This window comes from Massilia suwonensis (assembly GCF_042655665.1).
Classification (GTDB): domain Bacteria; phylum Pseudomonadota; class Gammaproteobacteria; order Burkholderiales; family Burkholderiaceae_D; genus Telluria; species Telluria suwonensis.
This window is the reverse complement of the sequence record NZ_JBHSMR010000013.1, coordinates 694,247-717,711: the sequence shown is the minus strand read 5'-3', so window position 1 is coordinate 717,711 and position 23,465 is coordinate 694,247. Positions and strand designations below refer to the sequence as shown.

The window sequence follows — 23,465 nt, the reverse complement described above, 5'->3', positions numbered from 1 at the left end:
AGGCGGTAGCGCGATGTGAGACAATGCCCGGTCTAGCGCCGGAAAATCGCCGCATCGGCTCAGCCGCCCAGCATCGCGGGAACGCGACTTTCCATGAGACGCCCGTTTCGATCCATAAAGCCCTGTCCTGACAGGGCTTTATGTTTTATGTATTTATTTGGAATTCTCCCATGGAAATCAAAGTCAACTTCCTCGACAAACTGCGCCTGGAAGCCAAGTTCGACGACTTCACGGTGATCGCCGATCAGCCGATCCGCTACAAGGGCGACGGCTCGGCGCCCGGTCCCTTCGATTACTTCCTGGCTTCCTCGGCCCTGTGCGCGGCCTATTTCGTGAAGTTGTACTGCAATACGCGCGATATTCCGACCGAGAATATCCGACTGTCGCAAAATAATATCGTCGACCCGGAAAACCGCTACAAGCAGATCTTCAAGATCCAGGTCGAGCTGCCGCACGATATCTCGGACAAGGACCGCCAGGGCATCCTGCGCTCGATCGAGCGCTGCACCGTCAAGAAGGTGGTGCAGGAAGGCCCGGAATTCGTGATCGAGGAAGTCGAGAACCTCGACGCCGACGCCCAGGCGCTGCTGACCCTGAACCCGGCGGCCGATGCGCTGACCTATATTCCCGGCAAAGACCTGCCGCTGGAGCAGACCATCGCGAACATGTCCGCGAAACTGGCCAGTTGGGGCATCAAGATCGAGATCGCCTCCTGGCGCAACATCGTGCCGAACGTGTGGTCGCTGCATATCCGCGACGCCCATTCGCCGATGTGCTTCACCAACGGTAAAGGCGCGACCAAGGAAAGCGCGCTCGCCTCGGCGCTGGGCGAATACATCGAACGCCTGAACAACAACCACTTCTATGCCGGCGTGTTCTGGGGCGAGGACATCGCCCGCGCCGACTTCGTGCATTACCCGAACGAGCGCTGGTTCCAGCCGGGCCCGGACGATGCGGTGCCGGGCGAGATCCTCGACGAATACTGCCTCGGCATCTACGATCCCGACGGCGAGTTGCGCGGCTCGCACCTGGTCGACACCAACTCCGGCAACGCCGCGCGCGGCATCGTCTCGCTGCCCTTCAAGCGCGAGTCGGACGGCGAGACCGTCTGGTTCCCTTCGAACCTGGTCGAGAACCTCTACGCCAGCAATGGCATGAGCGCCGGGAACACGCTGGCCGAGGCGCAGGTGCAGTGCCTGTCCGAGATCTTCGAGCGCGCCGTCAAACGCGAGATCCTGGAAGGCGAACTGGCGCTGCCCGACGTGCCGCAGGAGGTGCTGGCGAAGTACCCGGGCATCGTGGCCGGCATCAAGGGACTGGAAGAGCAGGGCTTCCCGGTCCTGGTAAAAGACGCCTCGCTGGGCGGCCAGTATCCGGTCATGTGCGTGACCCTGATGAACCCGCGCACGGGCGGCGTGTTCGCCTCCTTCGGCGCGCACCCGAGCTTCGAAGTGGCGCTGGAACGCAGCCTCACCGAACTGCTGCAGGGCCGCAGCTTCGAAGGCCTGAACGACCTGCCGCAGCCGACCTTCGCCAGCGAAGCCGTCACCGAACCGTACAACTTCGTCGAGCACTTCATCGATTCGAGCGGCGTGGTGTCCTGGCGCTTCTTCAGCGCGAAGTCGGACTACGATTTCGTCGAGTGGGACTTCTCGGGCGAGGGCAAGGACTCGAACCAGCAGGAAGCCGCGACCCTGCTCGGGATCCTCGAAGAGATGGGCAAGGAAGTCTACACGGCCGTCTACGACGAACTGGGCGCCGTCGCCTGCCGCATCGTCGTGCCGGGGTACTCGGAAATCTATCCCGTGGAAGACCTGGTCTGGGATAACACCAACAAGGCCCTGCTGTTCCGCGAAGACATCCTGAACATCCACCGCCTGGACGACGACGCCTTGTCCGACCTGCTCGATCGCCTGGAAAACAACGAGCTCGATGAGCATTCGGATATCGCCAGCCTGATCGGCATCGAGTTCGACGAAAACACCGTCTGGGGCCAGCTCACCGTGCTCGAACTGCGCCTCCTGATCAACCTCGCGCTGAACGAATTCGAAGCGGCCCACGAGCTGGTCGGCGCCTTCCTGCAGTACAACGACAATACCGTGGAGCGCAAGCTGTTCTACCAGGCGCTGAACGTGGTGCTGGAAGTGGCGCTGGACGAGGAGATGGAACTGGACGACTACGTCGCCAACTTCCGCCGCATGTACGGCAACGAGCGCATGGACGCGGCGCTGGGTTCGGTCGACGGCAGCGTGCGTTTCCACGGCCTCACGCCGACCAGCATGCAGCTGGAAGGACTGGACCGCCATCATCGCCTGATCGACAGCTACCGCAAGCTGCATGCGGCGCGGGCCAAGGCTGCCGCGACGAAGCAAGCGTGACGCCAGCGCGGCCGGGCGCCGCCATGCGCCCGAACAAGGCCACCTTGATCGGGATGGTCGCCGTTCTGCTGTGGAGTTCCATCGTCGGCCTGATCCGCAGCGTCAGCGAGCACCTCGGCCCCACCGGCGGCGCGGCCATGATGTACAGCGTGGCCTCGGTCTTCCTGCTGCTGTCGGTCGGGCACGTGAAGCTGCGCGAGTTCCCGCGCCGCTACCTCGTTTGGGGCAGCCTGCTGTTCGTGACTTACGAGCTGTGCCTGTCGCTCTCGATCGGCTACGCCAACACGGCCCGGCAGGCGATCGAGGTCGGCATGGTCAACTACCTGTGGCCGACGTTCACCATCGTCGCCGCCATCCTGTTCAACCGCCAGCCGACCAACCTCCTGATCGTTCCGGGCTTCCTGCTGTCGATCGCCGGCATCTGCCGGGTGCTGGGCGGCGAGCAGGGTTTCGATGCGGCGGGGATGCTGGCCAATGTGCGGGATAACCCGCTCAGCTACGGCCTAGCTTTTGCCGGGGCGCTGATCTGGGCGGCCTATTGCACGGTCACGGCGCGCATCGCGGGCGGCAAGAACGGGGTGACGCTGTTCTTCATCCTGGTGTCGGTTAGCCTGTGGATCAAGTACCTGCTCGAAGGCGGCGGCCACATGGAGTTCAGCATGGAGGCCGTGATCTACTTGGTGCTGGCGGCCGGCGCCATGGGCTTCGGCTACGGCGCCTGGAATGTGGGCATCCTGCACGGGAACGTCACCGTGCTGGCGGGCGCCTCCTATTTCATCCCGGTGTTCTCCGCGGCCTTGTCCACGCTGCTGCTGCGGGCGCCCTTGTCCGGCGCCTTCTGGCAGGGCGCGGCCATGGTCTGCGGCGGGGCGATCCTGTGCTGGATGGCGACGCGCGCGAAGGATGCAGCGTCCAGGAAGCGCTAGCGGCAAAAAAAAAGCCCACCGTTGCGGGTGGGCTTAAATCCAATTCTTTTCTGAGGAGAGTTGGAGGAGACAGGTGCAGTATGCTGCGGCACAGCATATTCGTCCAATTGTCATTTGGAATGCCAGACATGCGATTGGTGAATTTCTCGCCGGAAGCTGTTGTTTAGACACCTAGATAGCGCGCCAGCGTCTCCGGCTGTGCCAGCAGGTCGGCCGAGCTGCCGCCCGCCACCACCTGTCCCTTCTCCAGCACCACCGCCGAATCGGTGTGCGACAGCACCGCGTGGTAGTTGCGGTCGACGATCAGGGTGCTGATCCCGGTGGTGCCGATCCGGGCGATCACCTTCCAGATCTCGGCCACGATCAGCGGCGCCAGGCCTTCGGTGGCCTCGTCCAGGATCATCAGGTCGGGATTGGTCATCAGCGCGCGGCCGATCGACAGCATCTGCTGCTCGCCGCCGGACAGCTGGTTGCCGCCGTTGTCGAGACGCTCGGCCAGGCGCGGGAAGGTGTCCAATACGCGCTCATAAGTCCAGTCCTTGCGGCCGGTCGGACCGCGCCGTGCGCTCATCACCAGGTTTTCGCGCACCGACAGGTTGGGGAAGATGCCGCGTCCCTCGGGCACGTAGCCGATGCCTAGGCGCGCCATGCGTTCGGGCGGGCAGCCGGTGACGTCGCGGCCCTGCCAGGCGACCTTGCCGGACGCCGCCGGCACATAGCCCATCAGCGAGCGGATCAGCGTGGTCTTGCCCATGCCGTTGCGGCCCAGCAGGCCGACGGCGGTGCCGGGCGCGATCGCCAGGTCCACGCCCTGCAGGATGTGGCTGTCGCCATAATACGTATTGAGTGAGCTAATCTGCAGCAAAGCGAACCTCGTCTCTTCAATGGTTATGCGTGGCCTTCGCCGAGATAAGCGCGCTGCACTTCCGGGCTGGAACGCACGGACTCGGGCGAGCCGCTGGCGATCACGGCGCCGTTGACCATCACCGTGATGCAATCGGCCACGCGGAACACGGCGTCCATGTCGTGCTCGACCAGCAGGATCGCGTGGTCGGCGCGCAGGCGCTCGAGCATCGACAGCATGCGTTCGCTTTCCTCGGCGCCCATGCCGGCCAGCGGTTCGTCGAGCAGCAGCACCTGCGGGTTCGTCGCCAGGCACATCGCGATTTCGAGCTGGCGCTTTTTACCGTGGCTCATGCTGCCGGCCGGGAGCTGGTGGGCATCCGCCAGGCCGGCGGCGTCGAGCGCGGCGCGCGCCGCTTCAAGGCTGGCGCGGCAGGATTGCGCGCCTTCCCACAGCGTCCAGGGCCGCTGCCGCGCGGCCTGGGCGGCCAGGCGGCAGTTCTCCAGCACCGGCAGGGTCGGAAAGATCGTGGTGCGCTGGTAGCTGCGGCCGACGCCGGAACGGGCGCGGCGCGGCTGCGACAGGGCGGTGATGTCCTGGCCAGCCAGCCGAATCTCGCCCGAGGACAGCGGGATCTCGCCCGACAGCAGGTTGATCAGGGTGGACTTGCCGGCGCCGTTGGTGCCGATCACGGCGTGCACCTGGCCGCGGTGCAGGTCGATCGAGACGCCGTCGACCGCGACCAGGCCGCCGAAGCGGCGCGTCAGGCCGGTCGCCTGCATCAGGGGTGTGCTGCTCATGCTTTTCTCCGCTTGAGGTTGAAGCTGCGACCGATGCCGATCAGGCCCTTCGGCATCAGCGCGACGAAGGCGATCATGGTCAGGCCCAGGGTCAGCTGCCAGCGCCCGGCAATCGCCGGTCCCAGCAGCGCTTCGGACGAATAGAATTCCTTCAGCAGCACGAAGGCCGCGGCGCCGATCACGGCGCCGCGCAGGGAACCGAGGCCGCCGAGGATGATCATCATCAGCACCGCGCCCGACTCGTGCCAGGACAGCAGCTCGGGATTGACGACGCCGTTCTTGGCCACGTACAGGAAGCCCGCCATGCCGGCCAGCGCGCCGGCCAGGACAAAAGCGGCCAGCTTGTAGCGGTAGGTCTGGAAGCCGGCCGCGCGCATGCGCTGCTCGTTGATGCGGATGCCGGTGAGCGCGTGACCGAAGCGCGAGCGCAGCACCAGCGCCAGGAAGGCGTAGCACAGCACCAGCAGGCCGAGGGCCACGAAGTACAGCTGGCGCGGCTGTTCGAAGTCGATCAGCGTCGTGCCGCCGATTGCCAGCACGGGACGCATCATCAGGTACATGCCGTCGCTGCCGCCGCCGATCGGGGTGTCGTGGAAGACGAAATAGGCCATCTGGGCAAAGGCCAGCGTCACCATGATGAAGTAGACCTCCTTCGTGCGCAGGCTGAGGGCCCCGACGAAAAGGGCGTACACGGCGGCGGCCGCCATGGACAGCGCAAGCAGCAGCACCGGATTGCCGGCTTCGTACTGCGGCGCGGCCAGCGCCGTGACATACGCGCCGATGCCGAAGAAGGCGGCGTGGCCGAGGCTGACGAGGCCTGTGGTCCCGGCCAGCAGTTCGAGGCTGAGGGCGAAGATCGCGTAGATCACGATCTTCATCACCAGGTCCTGGTAATAGGTCTCCAGCACCAGCGGCGCAAAGGCGAGCAGCACGGCCACAAGCACCGGCACCAGCCAGCCGTGCGAACGGCGTACGGCAGGCTGGGCGCCGGCGACGCGGGGAAGGGCGGAAGTATGCATGGTCAGAATCCCTTGTTTCTCAAGCCTTGCGGACGCCAGATCAGGATCACCGCCATCAGCACGTAGACGCCGATTCCGGCCAGCTGGGCGAAGAATACCTTGCCGAAGGTGTCGACGAAGCCGACCAGCAGGGCCGCGATCAGGGCGCCGGAAATCGAGCCGATGCCGCCGATGACGACCACCACGAAGCACATGATCAGGACGCTTCCGCCCATGCCCGGATACACCGAGGCGGCGGGCGCCGCGATCATGCCGGCCAGCGCGGCGAGCGCCACGCCGCCCGCGAACACGGCGCGGTACAGCAGGCGGATGTTGATGCCGAGGCCGCGCGTCATGTCGCGGTTGCTGGCGCCGGCGCGGATCATCATGCCCAGGCGGGTGCGGTTCACTACCCAGTAGAGGGCGAAGGCGACCACCAGGCAGGCGCTTGATGCGAACAGGTTATACACGGGATAGGTCATCACGCCGCCCAGCGAGACGCCGCCGGACAGCCATTCAGGCGCCTTTACGCCGTGCACCTCGTTGCCGACCAAAATGCTGCGCAGCTCTTCGAAGACAAGAATCAGCGCGTAGGTCATCAGGACCTGCTGCAAGTGATCGCGCCCGTACAGGAAGCTGAAGAACACCCATTCGAGCAGGAAGCCGAAGATCGCGGACAGCAGCATCCCCGCCAGCAGCATGGTGATGAAGTTGTCGCCGAACAGGGGCGCCAGTACATAGGCCATGTAGGCGCCGATCATGTAGAAGCTGCCGTGCGCCAGGTTGATCACGCCCATGATGCCGAAGATGAGCGTCAGGCCGCTGGCGACCAGGAACAGGAGCAGGCCGTACTGGACGGAGTTCAGGCACTGCACCAGGAAAGTCGAGATATCCATCGCGTTCTTCTTGCAAGGGTTGAAGCGGCGCCGCCGCGGCTGGCGCGGCGGCGGAAACAACAGGCTTTAGAACGGACGGCAGCCGCGCGCCGGATCGGCCAGGCCCTTGATCGCCACGCCTTTCACGACGTTGTCGGTGCCCGCCACCTGGCGCAGGTAGATGTCCTGCACCGGGTTGTTGGCGGCCGACAGCGTGAACTTGCCGCGCGGGCTGTCGATGGTAGCCGTGTGCATGGCCTTCAGCATGGCGTCGCGCTTGCCGCTGAAGTCGCCGCCGACGCTCTTCATGCCGGTGGCCAGCAGCTGGGCCGCGTCGTAGCCCTGCACGGCATACACGTCGCCGTCGCTCTTGTAGGCGGCCATGAAGGCCTGGCGGAAGGCGTTGTCCTTCGGGGTGTTCAGTTTGTCGGCGTAGTGCAGGGTCGTGTACAGGCCCTGGGCGGCGGCGCCTTGCGCTTCCAGCGTGCCGTCGGTCAGGAAGCCGGCGCCGTACAGCGGGATGGTCTTGTTCAGGCCAGCTGCCACGTAGTCCTTGACGAATTTGACGGCGCCGCCGCCGGCGAAGAAGACGTAGACGGCGTCCGGTTTTTCGGAAGCGATCTGGGTCAGCAGCGCCTGGAATTCGACGTTCGGGAAGGGCAGCGTCAGGTTGCCCACCACCTTGCCGCCGCCTTTTTCGAAGGCTTCGGCGAATCCTTTAACGGACTCCTGGCCGGCCGCGTAATTCCAGGTGACGGTCATCGCCTTCTTGTGGCCGCGCTCGGCCATGACCTTACCCATGGCGAAAGCCGGCTGCCAGTTCGAGAAGGAGGTGCGGAAGATGTTCGGGCCGCACATCGGGCCGGTGATCAGGTCGGCGCCCGCGTTCGGCACGATCAGGATGGTGTTGCTCTCCTTGGCCGCCTTGGCCATGGTTTGCGCCACGCCCGAGTGCACGGTCCCGACCAGCACGTCCACCTTGTCGCGCTTGATCAGTTTATTCACGTTGTCGGCGGCCTTGGCCGGATCGGATTCGTCGTCGACCTTGAAGTACTGGACCTCGCGGCCACCGAGCTTGCCGCCCTGTTCCTGCACGTGCAGCTTGAAGCCGTTTTCGATCATGGTGCCGAGGTTGGCGTAGGTGCCGGTGGCCGGCAGCATGAAGCCGACCTTGAGAGGGGCATTGCCCTGGGCGCCGGCGAAGCCGGCGGTGAACAGGGCGACCGCGGCGGCGGTGGTGCGCAAGGTAGCTGAAAGGGTCATGGCGTTGTCTCCTGATGTTTTTAGTGTGACCGGTTGGTACCGGTCATGAATCGAGTGGCCGCGTCGATCAGCCTCCCGGCTTGGTCACGGTGGGGCGAGTGACCGCATTGCGGCAGCACGAGCAGTTGCGTCTGGGGCGCCAGTCTCGCGATACCGTAAATCTGTTCCAGTGTGCCATACTCGTCGTCCTCGCCCTGGATTGCCAGCAGCGGCGCCGCGATCGCGGGCAGTTGGTCGCGGATGTCCCAGGCGCGAAAGGCCGGATCGAGCCAGACGTCGTTCCAGCCCCAGAAAGCGGAGTCGATGTCCTCGTGGTAGCGCGCCAAACGCGCGCGCAGGCCGCCTTCCAGATAGGCTTCGCGCGCGGCGGCGATCGAGCTTACCGAGATGTCTTCGACCATGATATGCGGCGCGGCGACGATGACGCCGCTGACCGCGAAGCGCGCCGCATGCAGCAGCGCGATCGAGGCGCCGTCGCTGTGGCCGAACAGCCAGGGGCGTTCGATCCCGAGCTCCTGCAGCAGCGCCGGCACCACTTCCCAGGCCTGGCGGTGCATGAAGCCGACCGGCCAGCGTTCCTTGTGCGGCCGCGGCGTCGAGCGGCCATAGCCTTCGCGCGAGAACACCAGGCCGCGCATGCCGGCGGCCTGGCACAGCTGTTCCGGAAAATCCTTCCACAGCGCGATCGAGCCCAGGCCCTCGTGCAGGAACACGAGGGTCGGATGCGGCGAATCGGCGACGCCGACCCACTGGTATTCCAGGCGCAGCGCGGCGCCGCCGAGGCCCAGGTGCGCGAACGCGGACATGCCAGCCTCAGGCCGCAGCATTACGCAGGCGGTAGCGCTGGATCTTGCCGGTCGCCGTCTTCGGCAGGTCCGGCACGAAGACCAGCTCGCGCGGATACTTGTGCGGCGCCAGCCGGCCTTTCACAAAAGCCTTTAGCTCGTCGGCCAGGCTGTCCTCGGGCTGGCGGCCCTGGCCCAGCACCACGTAGGCGGCGGTCTTGGTCAGGCCGTCGCCGTCGATCTTGCCGACCACCGCGCATTCGAGCACCGCCGGGTGGGCGGTGAGCGCCGCCTCGACTTCGATCGGCGAGACGTACTGCCCGCTCACCTTCAGCATGTCGTCGCTGCGGCCGGCGTAAGTCAGATAGCCCTGCTCGTCGCGGCTGTACTTGTCGCCGCTTTTCAGCCATTCGCCCTGGAAGGTGCCGCGGCTCTTCTCGCGGTTGCTCCAGTAGAGCAGGGCTGCGCTGGGGCCGCGCACATAGAGATCGCCGATCTCGCCGGCGGCCACCTGGTGGTTGTCCTCGTCGCGCAGCTCGATGTCGTAGCCCGGCACCGGCAGGCCGGAGCTGCCGTAGTGGACGTCGCCGGCGCGGTTCGACACAAAAATGTGCAGCATCTCGGTCGAACCGAGGCCGTCGAGGATGTCGCAGCCGAAGTGGTTCCTGAAAGCTTCGCCCACTTCGCGCGGCAGCGCTTCGCCGGCCGAGGCGCACACGCGCAGGGCGGTCTGCTCGCGCGGCGGCAGGTCGGGGGAGGCCAGCATCGCCACGTACAGGGTCGGCACGCCGGCGAACACGGTGGCGCGCTGCCCGGTTAGGCGCTTGAAGACGGCCTGCGGGGTCGGGCGCTCGGCCATCAGCACCACGGTCGCGCCCACGCTCAAGGGGAAGGTCAGGGCATTGCCGAGGCCATAGGCGAAGAACAGCTTGGCGGCGGAGAAGACGACGTCGTCCTCGCGCACGCCGAGGACCGGCTTGCCATACAGCTCGGCGGTCCAGAATAGGTTGGCGTGCGAGTGGACGGCGCCTTTCGGGCGGCCGGTCGAGCCGGACGAGTACAGCCAGAAGGCGAAGTCGTCGCCGCAGGTGTCGGCGTAGGCGTCGGGCGAGAGCGGGGCGCTGTCGAGCATCGCACGGACGCTCGGCAACTCGGCCTCGTCATGCTCGCCCGCGACGATCAGTTCGGGCTTGCCGCGTGCTGCTTGAAGCGCTTCGCGTACGCAGGGCAGCAGGCAGGCGCTGGCGATCACGGCGCGCGCCCGGCTGTGGTCGATCATGTAGGCGTAGTCGGTAGCCGGCAGCAGGGTATTCACCGGCACCGGGATCACGCCGGCGAACATGGCGCCCAGCAGGGCCACCGGCAGGTCGACGGTATCCTGCATCACCAGCAGTACGCGCTGCTCGGGCTGGATGCCGCGCGCCAGCAGGCCGGCCGCGAAGCTGCGCACGCGGCGGTCGAGTTCTCCGTAGGTGATGCTTTCCCTGTCGTCGATGTAGGCGAGCTTGTCGGCGCGGCCCGCGTTGAGGGCCAGGATGTGCTGCGCGAAGTTGAACTGCTGCGCCAATTGCTGCGAACCTGGGCTGCTGTCGTAATCCATCATGGTCTCCTTCAGCGGGATCGCGCTGCTGCGCGTCCCGTGTCTTGTATGGAATAGCATGCCGGCCGTGGCCGGGTGAATCTGGTCTTGCAGCGCGCGCTTCAGGCAGCGGCGGTGTCGGGTTTCGCGACGGGTGAAAACTGGATGGCGCCCTGCGGCAGCAGGTAGAGCACCAGCGCGCGGCCGCGCGTGACGGTCGGGGCATGGGCGCTGCCGGCTTCGTAGACGCACCAGCCGGCCGGGCGCCCGTCGAAGCAGGCGTCGGCGCTCAAAGGCATGATCAGGTCGATCTCGCCGTTGGGATGAACGTGGTGGGGACCGGCGATGTCCTGCATGTCGACCACGTCGACGCTGAAACCGTGGGTCGCCTCGCTGGCCTTGAGGACGCGGCCGTAGCGGATGCCGCCGCCTTCGCGATTGCACAGCCATCCGTCGCGCACCCCTAGCTTGCAGGCGTCGAACAGCTGTTCGTACAGATCGGTGCCGGCACCGTGCTGGGCGTTGAGGTGGGATTCAAGTGCGGAGCCGAGTGGAATGCCGGCGATTTCTTCCGTCACCCGTGACACCAGTTGCTGAAAAGCTGAAACGTCCATCGACAACCCCTAAGTTTGAGTGCAACAAACTGCATGTCGGAAGAAGCGGAGATATAGTGCTTTTGATCGGAGTGTAGGTGTAATATCTTGCATACGTCAAGCCTTGTTTGAGTTATATTTCATGTGCGGCCTCGTCACATGCACTGCCTTTTGCGATAATCGGCAACCTGTTTCGCTCTTGCGGAACATTGCCTCTTCCATGGAATCGAGAATGACAGCAGCACAGCTCAGCACCGCCCCGCTCAGTACAAGCCGAGGACCCGAAGAAGAAAAGGACCCGTTTCTGATTGCCCTCGGCGAGCGCCTGCGCGCCTTGCGCTCGCGGCGCGGCCTTACGCGCAAGGCCCTGGCCAAGCTGGCTGACGTATCCGAGCGCCACCTCGCGAACGTCGAGTCCGGCGTCGGGAATGCCTCGATCCAGCTGCTGCGCCAGATCACCACCGTCCTCAACTGCACGCTGGCCGAGATGATCGGCGACGAAACGGCCACGTCCCCGGAATGGCTGATGATTCGCGAGATCCTGCGCGGCCGCAGCGACGAGGAGCTGGCCCAGGCGCGCGCGGCGCTGGCGAACATCTTCGACGCCCCGACCAGCGAAGGCGCGCGGCGCCAGCGCATCGCCCTGATCGGCCTGCGCGGGGCGGGCAAGTCCAGCCTGGGCCGCATGCTGGCCGATTACTGGATGGTGCCCTTCGTCGAGCTGGGGCGCGAAGTCGAGACCCTGGCCGGCTGCGGCATCGCCGAGATCCACGCGCTCTACGGCCCCAACGCCTACCGCCGCTACGAACGCCGCGCGCTTGAAGACATCGTCACGCGCTACCCGCGCGCCGTGATTGCTACCCCGGGCGGGATCGTGTCCGATCCGGCGACCTATAACCTGTTGCTGTCGCACTGCTACACGGTCTGGGTCAAGGCCGCGCCGAAAGACCACATGGCGCGCGTGCTGGCCCAGGGGGATACGCGGCCGATGATGGGCAATCGCGAGGCCATGGAAGACCTCAAAAGCATTCTCGAGAGCCGGGCGGCGTTTTATTCGAAAGCGGATTTGTCCTTCGATACCAGCGATATGACGCAGGAGACGGCGTATGTGGCCTTGCTGGAGCAGTTGCGCGATAACGTGATGCGCTGAAGCTATTTGCTACCTGAAACGCCGGCCTTGAGCCGGCTTTTTTTTTGCCTTGGTAGGGCGGGCATGCCCGCCGGATACGCACCAGGCCCCGATGTCGTGCGCGATGATCTCGGCGCCGCATATTACGGCGGGCATGCCCGCCCTACGGTACACGCCTGCCAACAAATGCAGTTTTCTTCTTGACTTGTCGTTTTAGCTGCAATAAAGTGCATCTATCGCTTCAAGAATGCACCATATTTCACTAGGGGACATATCCAATGAGCACCTCGCCGCAGATCGATTACGCCACCTCGCCAGAGCAGTACAAGCACTGGACCCTGTCAGTCGACGGCGAGATCGCCACCCTGACCATGAACATCAACGAGGATGCCGGCCTGAAGGAAGGCTACAAGCTGAAACTCAATTCCTACGACCTCGGCGTCGACATCGAACTGCACGACGCCGTGCAGCGCATCCGCTTCGAGCATCCGACGGTGAAGACGGTCGTGGTCACCAGCGGCAAGGACCGCATCTTCTGCTCGGGCGCGAACATCTTCATGCTCGGCAAATCCAGCCACGCCTGGAAGGTCAACTTCTGCAAATTCACCAACGAGACCCGCAACGGCCTGGAAGACTCGAGCCGCCACGACGGCCTGAAGTTCGTCGCCGCCGTGAACGGCGCCTGCGCCGGCGGCGGCTACGAGCTGGCGGCGGCCTGCGATGAGATCATCCTGGTCGACGACCGCTCCTCGTCCGTCAGCCTGCCCGAAGTTCCGCTGCTGGGCGTCCTGCCGGGCACCGGCGGCCTGACCCGCCTGACCGACAAGAGAAAGGTGCGCCACGACCTGGCCGACATCTTCTGCACCACCTCCGAGGGCGTGCGCGGCCAGAAGGCCAAGGACTGGCGCCTGGTCGACGAAGTGGCCAAGCCGGCCCAGTTCGCGCAGACCGTGCAGCAGCGTGCGCAGGCCCTGGCAGCGTCCAGCAGCCGCCCAGGCCAGGCCACCGGCGTCAAGCTCACGCCATTGGAGCGCACCCAGACGCCGGACAGCATCGACTACGAATTCGTCAGCATCAGGATCGACCGCGCCGCCCGCAACGCCACGCTCACCGTGCGCGCGCCGCAAGCGCCCCAGCCGCTTGACGCCGCCGGCATCGAAGCGGCAGGCATCAAATGGTGGCCGCTGCAGATGACGCGCGAACTCGACGACGCCATCCTGCACCTGCGCACCAACGAGACCGACATCGGTGCCTGGATCCTGAAAAGCAGCGGCGACCCGCAAACGGTGCTGGCCGTGGACGAAACCCTGGTCGCCAACGCGGACCACTGGCTGGTGCGCGAAACGGTCGGCCTGATGCGCCGCACGCTGGCGCGCCTGGACGTGTCCTCGCGCTCGCTGTTCGCCTTTATCGAAGAGGGTTCCTGCTTCGCCGGTTCGCTGCTGGAGATCGCCCTGGCCGCCGACCGCATCTACATGCTGGCGCTGCCGGACGATCCGGAAAAAGCGCCAAAGATCGGCGTGAGCGAGATGAACTTCGGCCGCCTGCCGATGGTCAGTTCACAGTCGCGCATCGCGCGCCGCTTCTATGAAGAGGAAGCGCCGATCGCCGCCGTGCGCGCAACCCAGGGCCGCCTGATCGACGCCGACGAGGCGGAAAGCATCGGCCTGGTGACCTTCGCGAGCGACGACATCGACTGGCCGGACGAAACCCGCATCGCGCTGGAGGAGCGCGCCAGCATGTCGCCCGACGCACTCACCGGCATGGAGGCGAACCTGCGCTTCAACGGCCGCGAGACGATGGAGACCCGCGTGTTCGGGCGCCTGTCGGCATGGCAGAACTGGATCTTCATCCGCCCCAACGCCGTCGGCGAGCTGGGCGCCCTGAAGGTCTACGGTTCGGGCAACAAGGCCCAGTTCGATTTCAACCGCGTCTGAAAACCAATCTGAGGAAACCACCGTGAGCTCGATTAACTACACCGACAAGATCCCGAACAACGTCAACCTCTCGGAAGACAAGACCCTGCAGCGCGCGTTGGAACACTGGCAGCCGAACTACCTCCAATGGTGGAACGACATGGGCCCGAACGGCTCGAACCAGATGGACGTCTACCTGCGCACCGCGGTCAGCACCACGCCGGACGGGTGGGCCCATTTCGGCCATGTGAAGATGCCGGACTACCGCTGGGGCATCTTCCTGGCCCAGGCCGAGAACGACCGCAAGATCAACTTCGGCGAAGAGAAGGGCCGCGCCGCCTGGCAGGACGTGCCCGGCGAGCACCGCGCCAACCTGCGCCGCATCATCGTCACCCAGGGCGACACCGAGCCGGCCTCGGTCGAGCAGCAGCGCCACCTGGGCCTGACCGCGCCCTCGCAGTACGACATGCGCAACCTGTTCCAGATTAACGTGGAAGAGGGCCGCCACCTGTGGGCGATGGTGTACCTGCTGCATAAATACTTCGGCCGCGACGGACGCGAGGAAGCCGAAGCGCTCCTGCACCGCAACTCGGGCGACCAGGACAACCCACGCATCCTGGAAGCCTTCAACGAGGAGACCCCGGACTGGCTGGCCTTCTACATGTTCACCTACTTTACGGACCGCGACGGCAAGTTCCAGCTCAACGCGCTGGCCGAATCGGGCTTCGATCCGCTCTCGCGCACCTGCCGCTTCATGCTGACCGAAGAAGCGCACCACATGTTCGTGGGCGAATCGGGCGTGGCGCGCGTGATCCAGCGTACGGTCGACGTGATGCGCCAGCACGGCGTCGAAGACCCGGCCCAGGTACGGGCGCTGGGCGTGATCGACCTGCAGACCATCCAGCGCTACCTGAACTTCCACTTCAGCGTGACGGTGGACCTGTTCGGCGCCGACCAGTCCTCGAACGCCGCCACCTTCTACAGCTCGGGCCTGAAGGGCCGCTACGAAGAGACCAAGCGCGACGACGACCACCTGCTCAAGGGCCAGCACTACCGCATCCTCGAAGTCAAGGACGACAAGCTGCAGGAGCGCGAAGTGCCGATGCTGAACTCGCTGAACGAAGTGCTGCGCGACGATTTCATCCGCGATTCGATCGCCGGCATTGGCCGCTGGAACCGCGTGATCGAAAAGGCCGGCCTGCCGTTCCGCCTCAGCGCGCCAAATAAAGCCTTCAACCGCCACATCGGCGGTTTTGCCGGCCACCGCATTTCGCCGGACGGCCGCGTGCTGTCGGAAGCCGAATGGGCGGCGAACGAGCGCAACTGGCTGCCGAGCGAGGAAGACCGCGCCTACGTCGCCTCGCTGATGGGCCGCGTGATCGAGCCGGGCAAGATGGCGAACTGGATCGCGCCGCCGCCGGTGGGCATCAACAAGCAGCCGATCGACTTCGAGTACGTCCGTTTCAACTGAAGTGTCTGTTTTGGACCGGGCGCGACCCGGTCCGTTTTTTCGAAGCGAGCCAGCCATGAACGCACCCGTACCGATCGCCCTGATCCGCCAGCACCTGATCGATCCCGAAGTCTGCATCCGCTGCAATACCTGCGAAGAGACCTGCCCGATCGACGCGATCACCCACGACAGCCGCAACTACGTGGTCGACGCCGACATCTGCAACGCCTGCGGCAACTGCGTCTCGCCTTGCCCAACCGGCGCCATCGACCACTGGCACATGGTGCCGAAGGCCGCCGCCTATCCGCTGGCCGAGCAGTTCAGCTGGGACGAGCTTCCGCCGCAGCAGTCGCATCCGGAGCCGCTGCTGGAGCAGATGGAAGCGGCCAACGAAGCGGCCGGCGCCGTGCTCGACGAGACCGTGCAGGCGAATGCCGCGATCTCGGTCTCCTCGCCGATTCCGCCCTGGTCCGCCGCGCATCCATACGCCCACCTGTACACCTTGAAAAACCCCGTGCAGGCGACGGTCGCCGGCAACTACCGCCTGACGGCGCCGGACGCCGCCAGCGACGTCCACCACATCGTGCTCGACTTCGGCACGCAGATGTTCCCGATCCTGGAAGGCCAGTCGATCGGCATCATCCCGCCCGGCGTCGACGAAAACGGCAAACCGCACTACATGCGCATGTACTCGGTGGCCAGCGCGCGCGGCGGCGAGCGCGAGGGCTACAACAACCTGGCGCTGACGGTGAAGCGCGTGACCGAAGACCACGCCGGCCAGCCGGTGCAGGGTGTCGCTTCCAACTACCTGTGCGACTTGCCCAAGGGCGCGACCGTGCAGGTGGCCGGTCCCTTCGGCGTGAATTACCTGATGCCGAACCACGCCGGCTCGAACATTATGATGATCTGCACCGGCACCGGCTCGGCGCCGATGCGCGCCATGACCGAACACCGGCGCCGCATGTACGCGGCCGGCAAGCCGCATGACGGCAAGCTGATGCTGTTCTTCGGCGCGAGGAACCCCGCCGAGCTGCCGTATTTTGGCCCGCTGCTGAAGCTGCCGGCCGACTTCATCGACATGCATCTTGCGTTCTCGCGCCTGCCGGACCAGCCGAAAGCCTACGTGCAGGACAAGATCCGCGCCGCCGGCCCGTCGGTCGCGCAGCTGCTCGCGAGCGACACCTACCTGTATATCTGCGGCCTGAAAGGCATGGAGACCGGCGTGCTCGAAGCCCTGAGCGACGTCTGCGCGCAAGCCGGCATCGACTGGCCGGCCCTGCAGGCGCGCATGGTGGCGGAAGGGCGCTTTCATGTCGAAACGTACTGAATAAAGCCACTTATTGATGAGGAATCCGCATGAATCGTGACATCGCCGTCGATACCAGGAGCTTTCGCGTGTTCGTCGACCCGCAGGGCATCGCCCACCTGGTCTTCGGTCCCGAGGGGACCATGCCCGTTACCGACATCGCCGGCCACGCCGCGCTGGGCACGATCTGGCGCGAACTCGATGCCGATCCCGAGGTAAAAGTCATCCTCGTGCGCAGCGAGGGAAAGGGCTTCTGCGCCGGCGGCGAGATGGCGATGGTCGAACAAATGCTGGAATCGGAAGCGGCCCGTGCTCGCGTCATGCGCGAAGCGCGCGACCTGGTGCGCGGCATGATCGACTGCGGCAAGCCCATCGTCTCGGCGATCAACGGTGCGGCCGTGGGCGCCGGCCTGGCGGTGGCGCTGATGGCCGATATTTCGGTCGCCGCCCGCAACGCCAAGCTGATCGACGGGCATACGAAACTGGGCGTGGCCGCCGGCGACCATGCGGTGGCGATCTGGCCGCTGCTGTGCGGGATGGCCAAGGCCAAGTACTACCTGCTGCTGTGCGACGCCGTCAGCGGCGAGGAGGCCGAGCGCATCGGGCTGGTGAGCCGGGCGGTCGAGCTTGAATCCTTGCTGGACGAAGCGATGTCGATCGCGCAGCGGCTGGCGAGCGGCAGCGCGTCGGCGCTGGCCGGCACCAAGCGCGCGCTGAACGGCTGGCTGCATGCGGCCTGGCCGGCCTTCGAGGCGTCGCTGGGCGCGGAGTTCATGGACTTCGGCGGTGCCGACGCGCGCGAGGGCGTGGCGGCGATCAAGGAAAAGCGCAGTCCCGTCTTCGGCGGCGCCCGATGAAATTCGCGGAGATCGCGGCCAGCAAGGGGTTCGTGCTCGGGCCGGTCACGCTCGATGACGAGGAGGTCATGGCCTTCGCCTCCAGCTTCGACGACCAGTGGTTTCATACCGATCCCGAAGCCGCGGCAAGCGGCCCCTTCGGCGGCCTGATCGCCAGCGGCTGGCATACCTGCGCGCTGGCGATGCGCCTGGTGTCGCGCGAGCTGCTGGCCGGGTCCGAATCCTTCGCGTCGCCGGGGCTGGCTTATTTGCGCTGGCCGCATCCGGTGCGTCCCGGCGACCAGTTGACCCTGCACCTGACGGTGCTCGACGCGCGGCGTTCGGCCTCGCGGCCGGAGCTCGGCATCGTGCGCTGGCAGTGGATGATGCGTAACGGCGCCGGCCAGGAGGTGCTGGACCTGGAAGCGACCAGCATGTTCAAGCTGGACCCGCCTGCCTGACGCCAGACGTCAAACGCCCGCGCGTTTGGGCTTGTGGCCCTGCTTCTCGAGCACGTCCATCACCAGGTCGCAATGATCGCCCTGGATCTCGATCACCCCATCCTTCACCGTCCCGCCTGAACCGCAAGCCGTGCGCAGCTGCTTGCCCAGAGCCGCGAGCGCGATCGCATCGAGCGCGACACCCTTCACCAGCGTAACCGTCTTGCCGCCCCGTCCTTTGGACTGGCGCGATACGCGCACCACACCGTCGCCTACCACGGCCGATTGCGCCTTGCATGCGCAGGCCGCAGCGGGCTGCCCGCATGCCGGGCACATGCGCCCGTGTTCGGTCGAATAGACGAGGCCGCCTTTGGAACTGCTTTTCATGATGTGCGCTGCGTGAAAGACGAAGAGCGCGAGTGTAGCAGCACACCGACGGAATCGCTTGCATGCCAAACTAGTTTAGGCTTAAAGTATATTCTGCATGTGACATCAAGCCCTTTTGCTTTGCCTGTACTGCCCGGAGACCCCATGAACGGAACCGCGTACCTGGACACTTTTGCGAACGACAACCTGCCGCCGCGCGAGCAGTGGCCCGAGCTGCTGTTCGAGCTCGACGAATTGCAGTATCCCGCGCGCCTGAACTGCGCACACGAGCTGCTCGACGCAATGGTCGGGAAGGGCCATGGCGCATCGCTTGCCGTGCGCGGCGCGGGCGTCAGCTGGACCTATGCCGAGCTGCTGGAAAAGGTCGACCGCATCGCCGGCGTGCTGCAGAAGGAACTGAAGCTAGTGACCGGCAACCGCGTGCTGCTGCGCGGCGCGAACAATCCGATGATGGCCGCCTGCGTGCTGGCGGTCTGGAAGGCGGGCTATGTCGCGGTGCCGACCATGCCGCTGCTGCGGGCGAAGGAGCTGAGCACGATCATCGGGCTGGCGCGGGTGGATGCGGTGCTGTGCGCGGCCGACCTGCGCGCTGAACTCGACCAGGCCTGCAGCGAAGCCGAGGTGCCGCCGCGCGTGCTCTCGTTTAACGACGGCGCGCCCGGCTCGCTCGACGCCCTGATGGCCGCGATGCCGCCGCGCTTCGACACAGTCGACACGGCAGCCGAAGACGTCTGCCTCCTCAGCTTCACCTCCGGCACCACCGGCCGCCCCAAGGGCACCATGCACTTTCACCGCGACGTGCTGGCCATCTGCGACTGCTTCCCGCGCTCGCTGCTCGCCACGCAAGCGAACGACGTTTTCATCGGCACGCCACCGCTCGCCTTTACCTTCGGCCTGGGCGGCATGCTGCTATTCCCGCTGCGCTATGGCGCGTCGACCGTGCTGCTGGAGAAGCTCACGCCCGACGCGCTGCTGGCGGCCATCGCCCAGTACCGCGCCACGATCTGCTTCACCGCACCGACTTTTTATCGCCAGATGGCGCCGCTGGCCAGCAAGTACGATCTGTCCAGCCTGACCCGCAGCGTCTCGGCCGGCGAAGCACTGCCGCTGCAGACGCGCCAGGCCTGGCAGGAAGCGACGGGTCTCGCCATGATCGACGGGATCGGCTCGACCGAGATGCTGCACATCTTCATCTCCGCCGCCGGCGACGACATCCGCCCCGGCGCCACCGGCCGCCCGATTCCCGGCTACCGCGCCTGCATCCTGGACGACGACGGCAATCCGGTCGACCCCGGCGTCGTCGGGCGCCTGGCCGTCAAGGGCCCGACCGGCTGCCGCTACCTGGCCGATCCGCGCCAGCTCGACTACATCAGCAAGGGCTGGAACCTGACCGGCGACGCCTACCGGATGGACGAAGACGGCTATTACTGGTACCAGGCACGGACCGACGACATGATCATCTCGGCCGGCTACAACATCGCCGGGCCCGAGGTCGAGGACGCGTTGATGCAGCATCCGGCCGTGGCCGAATGCGGCGTCGTCGGCGCGCCCGATGCGGAGCGCGGACAGCTGGTGCTGGCCTATGTCGTGCTGCGGCCGGGCCATGAGGGTAGTCCGGAGATGGCGAAGGCGCTGCAGGACCACGTCAAGCAAACCGTCGCCCCCTATAAATACCCGCGCAGGGTCGAATTCCGCGCCGCCTTGCCGCGTACCGACACCGGCAAGCTGCAGCGCTTCAAGCTGCGCCAGGAAGCCAAGCAAATCTCGGAGCAATCATGAACATCGTCTGCATCGGCGGCGGCCCGGCTGGGCTGTATTTCGCCCTCCTGATGAAGAAGCAGGACCCGTCGCACGAGATCACCGTCATCGAGCGCAACCGTCCCTACGACACCTTCGGCTGGGGCGTGGTCTTCTCCGACCAGACCCTGGGCAACCTGGTCGCGGCCGACGAGCAGACCGCGCGCACCATCCTGCAGTCCTTCAACCACTGGGACGACATCGACGTCCATTTCAAGGGCCGCACCGTCACCTCGGGCGGCCACGGTTTCTGCGGCATCGGCCGCAAGCGCCTGCTGAACATCCTGCAGGCGCGCTGCGAGGAGCTGGGGGTGCGCCTGGTGTTCGAGACCGACGTGGCCGATGACCAGGTGCTGGCCGCGCAATACGGCGCCGACCTCGTGATCGCCAGCGATGGTCTCAACAGCCGTGTGCGCACGCGCTACGTCGATACTTACCAGCCCGACATCGACACCCGCAACTGCCGCTTCGTCTGGCTCGGCACGAAAAAGAAATTCGACGCCTTTACCTTCGCCTTCGAGGAGACGGAGCATGGCTGGTTCCAGGCCCACTGCTACCAGTACGACGGCGACACCTCGACCTTCATCGTCGAGACGCCGGAAGACGTCTGGCGTAAATCCGGCCTGGAAGGCATGAGCCAGGAAGAGGGCATCGCTTTCTGCGAGCGGCTGTTCGCCAAATACCTGGACGGTCACTCCCTGATGAGCAATGCCTCGCACCTGCGCGGCTCGGCCATGTGGATCAAGTTCCCGCGCATCGTCTGCCGCGAGTGGGTGCACTGGAACGCCATCGACGGCCGCCGCGTGCCCGTGGTGCTGATGGGCGACGCAGCCCATACGGCCCACTTCTCGATCGGCTCGGGCACCAAGCTGGCGCTGGAAGATGCGATCGAATTGGCGCGCTGTTTCGAGCGCGATGGTGCCGCCGGCATCGAGAAGGTGCTGGAGGATTACCAGGCCGTGCGCGCGGTCGAGGTACTGAAGATCCAGAGCGCGGCGCGCAATTCGATGGAGTGGTTCGAGAACGTCGAGCGCTACACGGCGATGGAAGCCGAGCAGTTCGCCTACTCGATGCTGACCCGCAGCCAGCGCCTGTCGCATGAAAACCTGCGCGTGCGCGACGCCGCCTATGTCGGCCAGTTCGAGGAATGGATCGCCAGCCGCGCCTTCGAGCAGGCGGGCGTGCCAGTCCCGGCGAATGCCGGCAGCATCCCGCCGATGTTCACGCCTTTCCGCCTTCGCGATACGCTGCTGAAGAACCGCATCGTGGTCTCGCCGATGGCGCAGTATTCGGCGGTGGATGGCGTCGCCGGCGACTACCACCTGGTGCACCTGGGCGCACGGGCGATGGGCGGCGCCGCGATGGTGTTCGCCGAGATGACCTGCGTCTCCGCCGACGCCCGCATCACGCCCGGCTGCCCCGGCATGTACACGCCCGAGCACACGGCCGCCTGGACCCGCATCGTCGACTTCGTCCACGCCAATACCGATGCGAAGATCGCCCTGCAGCTCGGCCACGCCGGCGCCAAGGGTTCCACGAAGCGGGCCTGGGACGGCACCGACCAGCCACTGGAGGAGGGCAACTGGCCACTGGTGTCGGCCTCGCCCCAGCAGTACCTGGAAGGCGTGTCGCAGGTGGCGCGCGAAGCCACCCGCGAAGACCTGGAACGCATCAAGCTCGACTTCGTGCGCGCCACCGGCGAAGCGGCCAAGGCCGGCTTCGACTGGCTGGAGCTGCACTGCGCTCACGGTTACTTCCTCTCCAGCTTCATCTCGCCGCTGACGAACCAGCGCCAGGACGAATACGGCGGCAGCGTGGAGAACCGCTGCCGCTATCCGCTCGAAGTCTTCCATGCGATCCGCGCCGCCTGGCCGGAAGACCGGCCGATCAGCGTGCGCCTGTCGGCCCATGACTGGGTCGAGGGCGGCCTGACGCCGGACGATGCGGTCGAGGTGGCGCGCCTGTTCAAGGAAGCCGGCGCCGACATGATCGACGTCTCCTCGGGCCAGGTCAGCAAGAAGGAAAAGCCGGTGTATGGACGCATGTTCCAGACGCCGTTCGCGGACCGCATCCGCAACGAGGTCGGCATTCCGACGATCGCGGTGGGCGCCATCTTCGAGGCGGATCACGCCAACAGCATCATCGCCTCCGGCCGCGCCGACCTGTGCGCGATCGCGCGCCCGCACCTGGCCGACCCGGCCTGGACCCTGCACGAAGCTGCGAAGCTGGGCTACACGCCGGTGGCGTGGCCTAAGCAGTACTACGCAGGCAAGCTGCAGCTCGAGCGCAATCTCGAGCGCGAACGCCAGCTGGCGGCTGCCAGCAGCGGCCTCACGCCGCAGCAGGTCGCGGCCAAGCTGCTGGAGGGCTGAGATGGCGAACGAGGACAGCCTGGCCGGGCGCCATGCGCTGGTCACCGGCGGCGGGCGCGGCATCGGCGCCGCCATCGCGCGGGCCTTGCTGGAACAGGGCGCCCGCGTCACCATCACGGGCCGTGCCCGCGAAGCGTTGGCCGTCACCGTAGCGGAATTGTCTGCGTTGGGCGAGATCGACAGCAAGGAGATGGACGTCACCAGTGCCGCCTCGGTGGCGCAGGCCTTTGCCGCCGCCGAAGCCCGCTTCGGGCCGGTCATGGTGCTGGTCAATAATGCGGGTCAGGCCGCCTCCAGTCCTTTCCTGAAGACCGGCGAGGAAGTCTGGAACCAGATGCTGGCCGTGAACCTGACCGGCACCTGGCACTGCATCCGCGCCGCGCTGCCGGCGATGCTGGAAGCGCGCTGGGGCCGCATCGTCAACGTCGCCAGCACGGCGGGGCTTACGGGCTACGGCTACGTCTCGGCCTATTGCGCGGCCAAGCACGGCGTCGTCGGTTTGACCCGTTCGCTGGCGCTGGAAGTGGCGACCAAGGGCGTGACCGTCAACGCCGTCTGCCCCGGTTACACGGAGACCGATATCGTGCGCGACGCGGTGGCGAACATCGTCGCCAAGACCGGCCGCAGCGAAGAACAGGCGCTGGCGGAACTCGCTTCCAGCAATCCGCAGCGGCGCCTGGTGCAGCCGGACGAGGTGGCGAATGCCGTCGCCTGGCTCTGCATGCCGGGCGCGGGCGCCATGAATGGACAAGCCATCGCCGTCGCCGGCGGTGAAGTCATGTAGAACGAGG

The 23,465-nt window shown here is 65.9% G+C and carries 20 protein-coding genes; 11 read left to right on the top strand and 9 right to left on the bottom strand.

Features of this window, described 5'->3' with window-relative positions:
- Positions 1-170 precede the first annotated feature (170 nt).
- On the top strand, positions 171-2,378 hold the full coding sequence (locus ACFPQ5_RS11160; RefSeq protein WP_379755020.1) for an OsmC domain/YcaO domain-containing protein: 2,208 nt from the start codon (positions 171-173) through the stop codon (positions 2,376-2,378).
- A 23-nt stretch (positions 2,379-2,401) separates the two neighbouring features.
- The gene (gene yddG, locus ACFPQ5_RS11155; protein ID WP_379760081.1) at positions 2,402-3,304 is read left to right on the top strand and encodes an aromatic amino acid DMT transporter YddG; all 903 of its coding nucleotides are present in this window, start codon (positions 2,402-2,404) and stop codon (positions 3,302-3,304) included.
- Positions 3,305-3,467: 163 nt separating this feature from the next.
- Here yddG and ACFPQ5_RS11150 read toward each other — a convergent pair whose 3' ends face one another.
- The 8 genes from ACFPQ5_RS11150 to ACFPQ5_RS11115 all read right to left on the bottom strand — a co-directional run bounded on the left by ACFPQ5_RS11150 (position 3,468) and on the right by ACFPQ5_RS11115 (position 11,062).
- A complete protein-coding gene (locus tag ACFPQ5_RS11150; RefSeq protein WP_379755017.1) occupies positions 3,468-4,169 on the bottom strand; it encodes an ABC transporter ATP-binding protein in 702 nt (233 codons plus the stop codon).
- Between the two features lie 23 nt (positions 4,170-4,192).
- The gene (locus tag ACFPQ5_RS11145) at positions 4,193-4,948 is read right to left on the bottom strand and encodes an ABC transporter ATP-binding protein (protein ID WP_379755014.1); all 756 of its coding nucleotides are present in this window, start codon (positions 4,946-4,948) and stop codon (positions 4,193-4,195) included.
- A complete protein-coding gene (locus tag ACFPQ5_RS11140) occupies positions 4,945-5,967 on the bottom strand; it encodes a branched-chain amino acid ABC transporter permease (protein ID WP_379755011.1) in 1,023 nt (340 codons plus the stop codon). The genes ACFPQ5_RS11145 and ACFPQ5_RS11140 overlap by 4 nt, the downstream gene beginning before the upstream one ends.
- 2 nt (positions 5,968-5,969) lie before the next feature.
- Positions 5,970-6,842: a branched-chain amino acid ABC transporter permease gene (locus ACFPQ5_RS11135; protein WP_379755008.1), complete on the bottom strand. Its 873-nt coding sequence runs from the start codon at positions 6,840-6,842 to the stop codon at positions 5,970-5,972.
- A gap of 66 nt (positions 6,843-6,908) precedes the next feature.
- Positions 6,909-8,084 (bottom strand): ABC transporter substrate-binding protein, encoded by a 1,176-nt coding sequence (locus ACFPQ5_RS11130; protein WP_379755005.1) that lies wholly within the window; start codon positions 8,082-8,084, stop codon positions 6,909-6,911.
- A 20-nt stretch (positions 8,085-8,104) separates the two neighbouring features.
- On the bottom strand, positions 8,105-8,890 hold the full coding sequence (locus tag ACFPQ5_RS11125) for an alpha/beta fold hydrolase (RefSeq protein WP_379755002.1): 786 nt from the start codon (positions 8,888-8,890) through the stop codon (positions 8,105-8,107).
- Positions 8,891-8,897: 7 nt separating this feature from the next.
- The gene (locus ACFPQ5_RS11120; RefSeq protein WP_379754999.1) at positions 8,898-10,472 is read right to left on the bottom strand and encodes a benzoate-CoA ligase family protein; all 1,575 of its coding nucleotides are present in this window, start codon (positions 10,470-10,472) and stop codon (positions 8,898-8,900) included.
- A 98-nt stretch (positions 10,473-10,570) separates the two neighbouring features.
- The gene (locus ACFPQ5_RS11115; RefSeq protein ID WP_379754996.1) at positions 10,571-11,062 is read right to left on the bottom strand and encodes a DUF4863 family protein; all 492 of its coding nucleotides are present in this window, start codon (positions 11,060-11,062) and stop codon (positions 10,571-10,573) included.
- Positions 11,063-11,273: 211 nt separating this feature from the next.
- Here ACFPQ5_RS11115 and ACFPQ5_RS11110 point away from each other — a divergent pair, with 211 nt between their 5' ends.
- The 6 genes from ACFPQ5_RS11110 to ACFPQ5_RS11085 all read left to right on the top strand — a co-directional run bounded on the left by ACFPQ5_RS11110 (position 11,274) and on the right by ACFPQ5_RS11085 (position 18,139).
- Entirely contained in the window at positions 11,274-12,191 is a 918-nt protein-coding gene (locus ACFPQ5_RS11110) for a helix-turn-helix transcriptional regulator (RefSeq protein ID WP_379754993.1), read from the top strand.
- Positions 12,192-12,448: 257 nt separating this feature from the next.
- Entirely contained in the window at positions 12,449-14,107 is a 1,659-nt protein-coding gene (gene boxC / locus ACFPQ5_RS11105; protein WP_379754990.1) for a 2,3-epoxybenzoyl-CoA dihydrolase, read from the top strand.
- A gap of 22 nt (positions 14,108-14,129) precedes the next feature.
- Positions 14,130-15,557, top strand: a complete 1,428-nt coding sequence (gene boxB / locus ACFPQ5_RS11100) for a benzoyl-CoA 2,3-epoxidase subunit BoxB (protein ID WP_379754987.1) — start codon at positions 14,130-14,132, stop codon at positions 15,555-15,557.
- 55 nt (positions 15,558-15,612) lie between these two features.
- Positions 15,613-16,863, top strand: a complete 1,251-nt coding sequence (boxA, locus tag ACFPQ5_RS11095; protein WP_379754984.1) for a benzoyl-CoA 2,3-epoxidase subunit BoxA — start codon at positions 15,613-15,615, stop codon at positions 16,861-16,863.
- Positions 16,864-16,892: 29 nt separating this feature from the next.
- Positions 16,893-17,699: an enoyl-CoA hydratase/isomerase family protein gene (locus ACFPQ5_RS11090; protein ID WP_379754981.1), complete on the top strand. Its 807-nt coding sequence runs from the start codon at positions 16,893-16,895 to the stop codon at positions 17,697-17,699.
- Positions 17,696-18,139: a MaoC family dehydratase gene (locus ACFPQ5_RS11085; RefSeq protein WP_379754978.1), complete on the top strand. Its 444-nt coding sequence runs from the start codon at positions 17,696-17,698 to the stop codon at positions 18,137-18,139. Before ACFPQ5_RS11090 ends, ACFPQ5_RS11085 begins: the two co-directional genes overlap by 4 nt.
- Positions 18,140-18,148: 9 nt before the next feature.
- Here ACFPQ5_RS11085 and ACFPQ5_RS11080 read toward each other — a convergent pair whose 3' ends face one another.
- The gene (locus ACFPQ5_RS11080) at positions 18,149-18,505 is read right to left on the bottom strand and encodes a translation initiation factor Sui1 (RefSeq protein WP_379754975.1); all 357 of its coding nucleotides are present in this window, start codon (positions 18,503-18,505) and stop codon (positions 18,149-18,151) included.
- Positions 18,506-18,649: 144 nt separating this feature from the next.
- Here ACFPQ5_RS11080 and ACFPQ5_RS11075 point away from each other — a divergent pair, with 144 nt between their 5' ends.
- The 3 genes from ACFPQ5_RS11075 to ACFPQ5_RS11065 are packed head-to-tail and all read left to right on the top strand — an operon-like array spanning position 18,650 to position 23,458.
- On the top strand, positions 18,650-20,284 hold the full coding sequence (locus ACFPQ5_RS11075; protein WP_379754972.1) for an AMP-binding protein: 1,635 nt from the start codon (positions 18,650-18,652) through the stop codon (positions 20,282-20,284).
- Entirely contained in the window at positions 20,281-22,674 is a 2,394-nt protein-coding gene (locus tag ACFPQ5_RS11070) for a bifunctional salicylyl-CoA 5-hydroxylase/oxidoreductase (protein ID WP_379754969.1), read from the top strand. Before ACFPQ5_RS11075 ends, ACFPQ5_RS11070 begins: the two co-directional genes overlap by 4 nt.
- Position 22,675: 1 nt before the next feature.
- A complete protein-coding gene (locus tag ACFPQ5_RS11065; protein WP_379754966.1) occupies positions 22,676-23,458 on the top strand; it encodes an SDR family NAD(P)-dependent oxidoreductase in 783 nt (260 codons plus the stop codon).
- Positions 23,459-23,465: the final 7 nt, after the last annotated feature.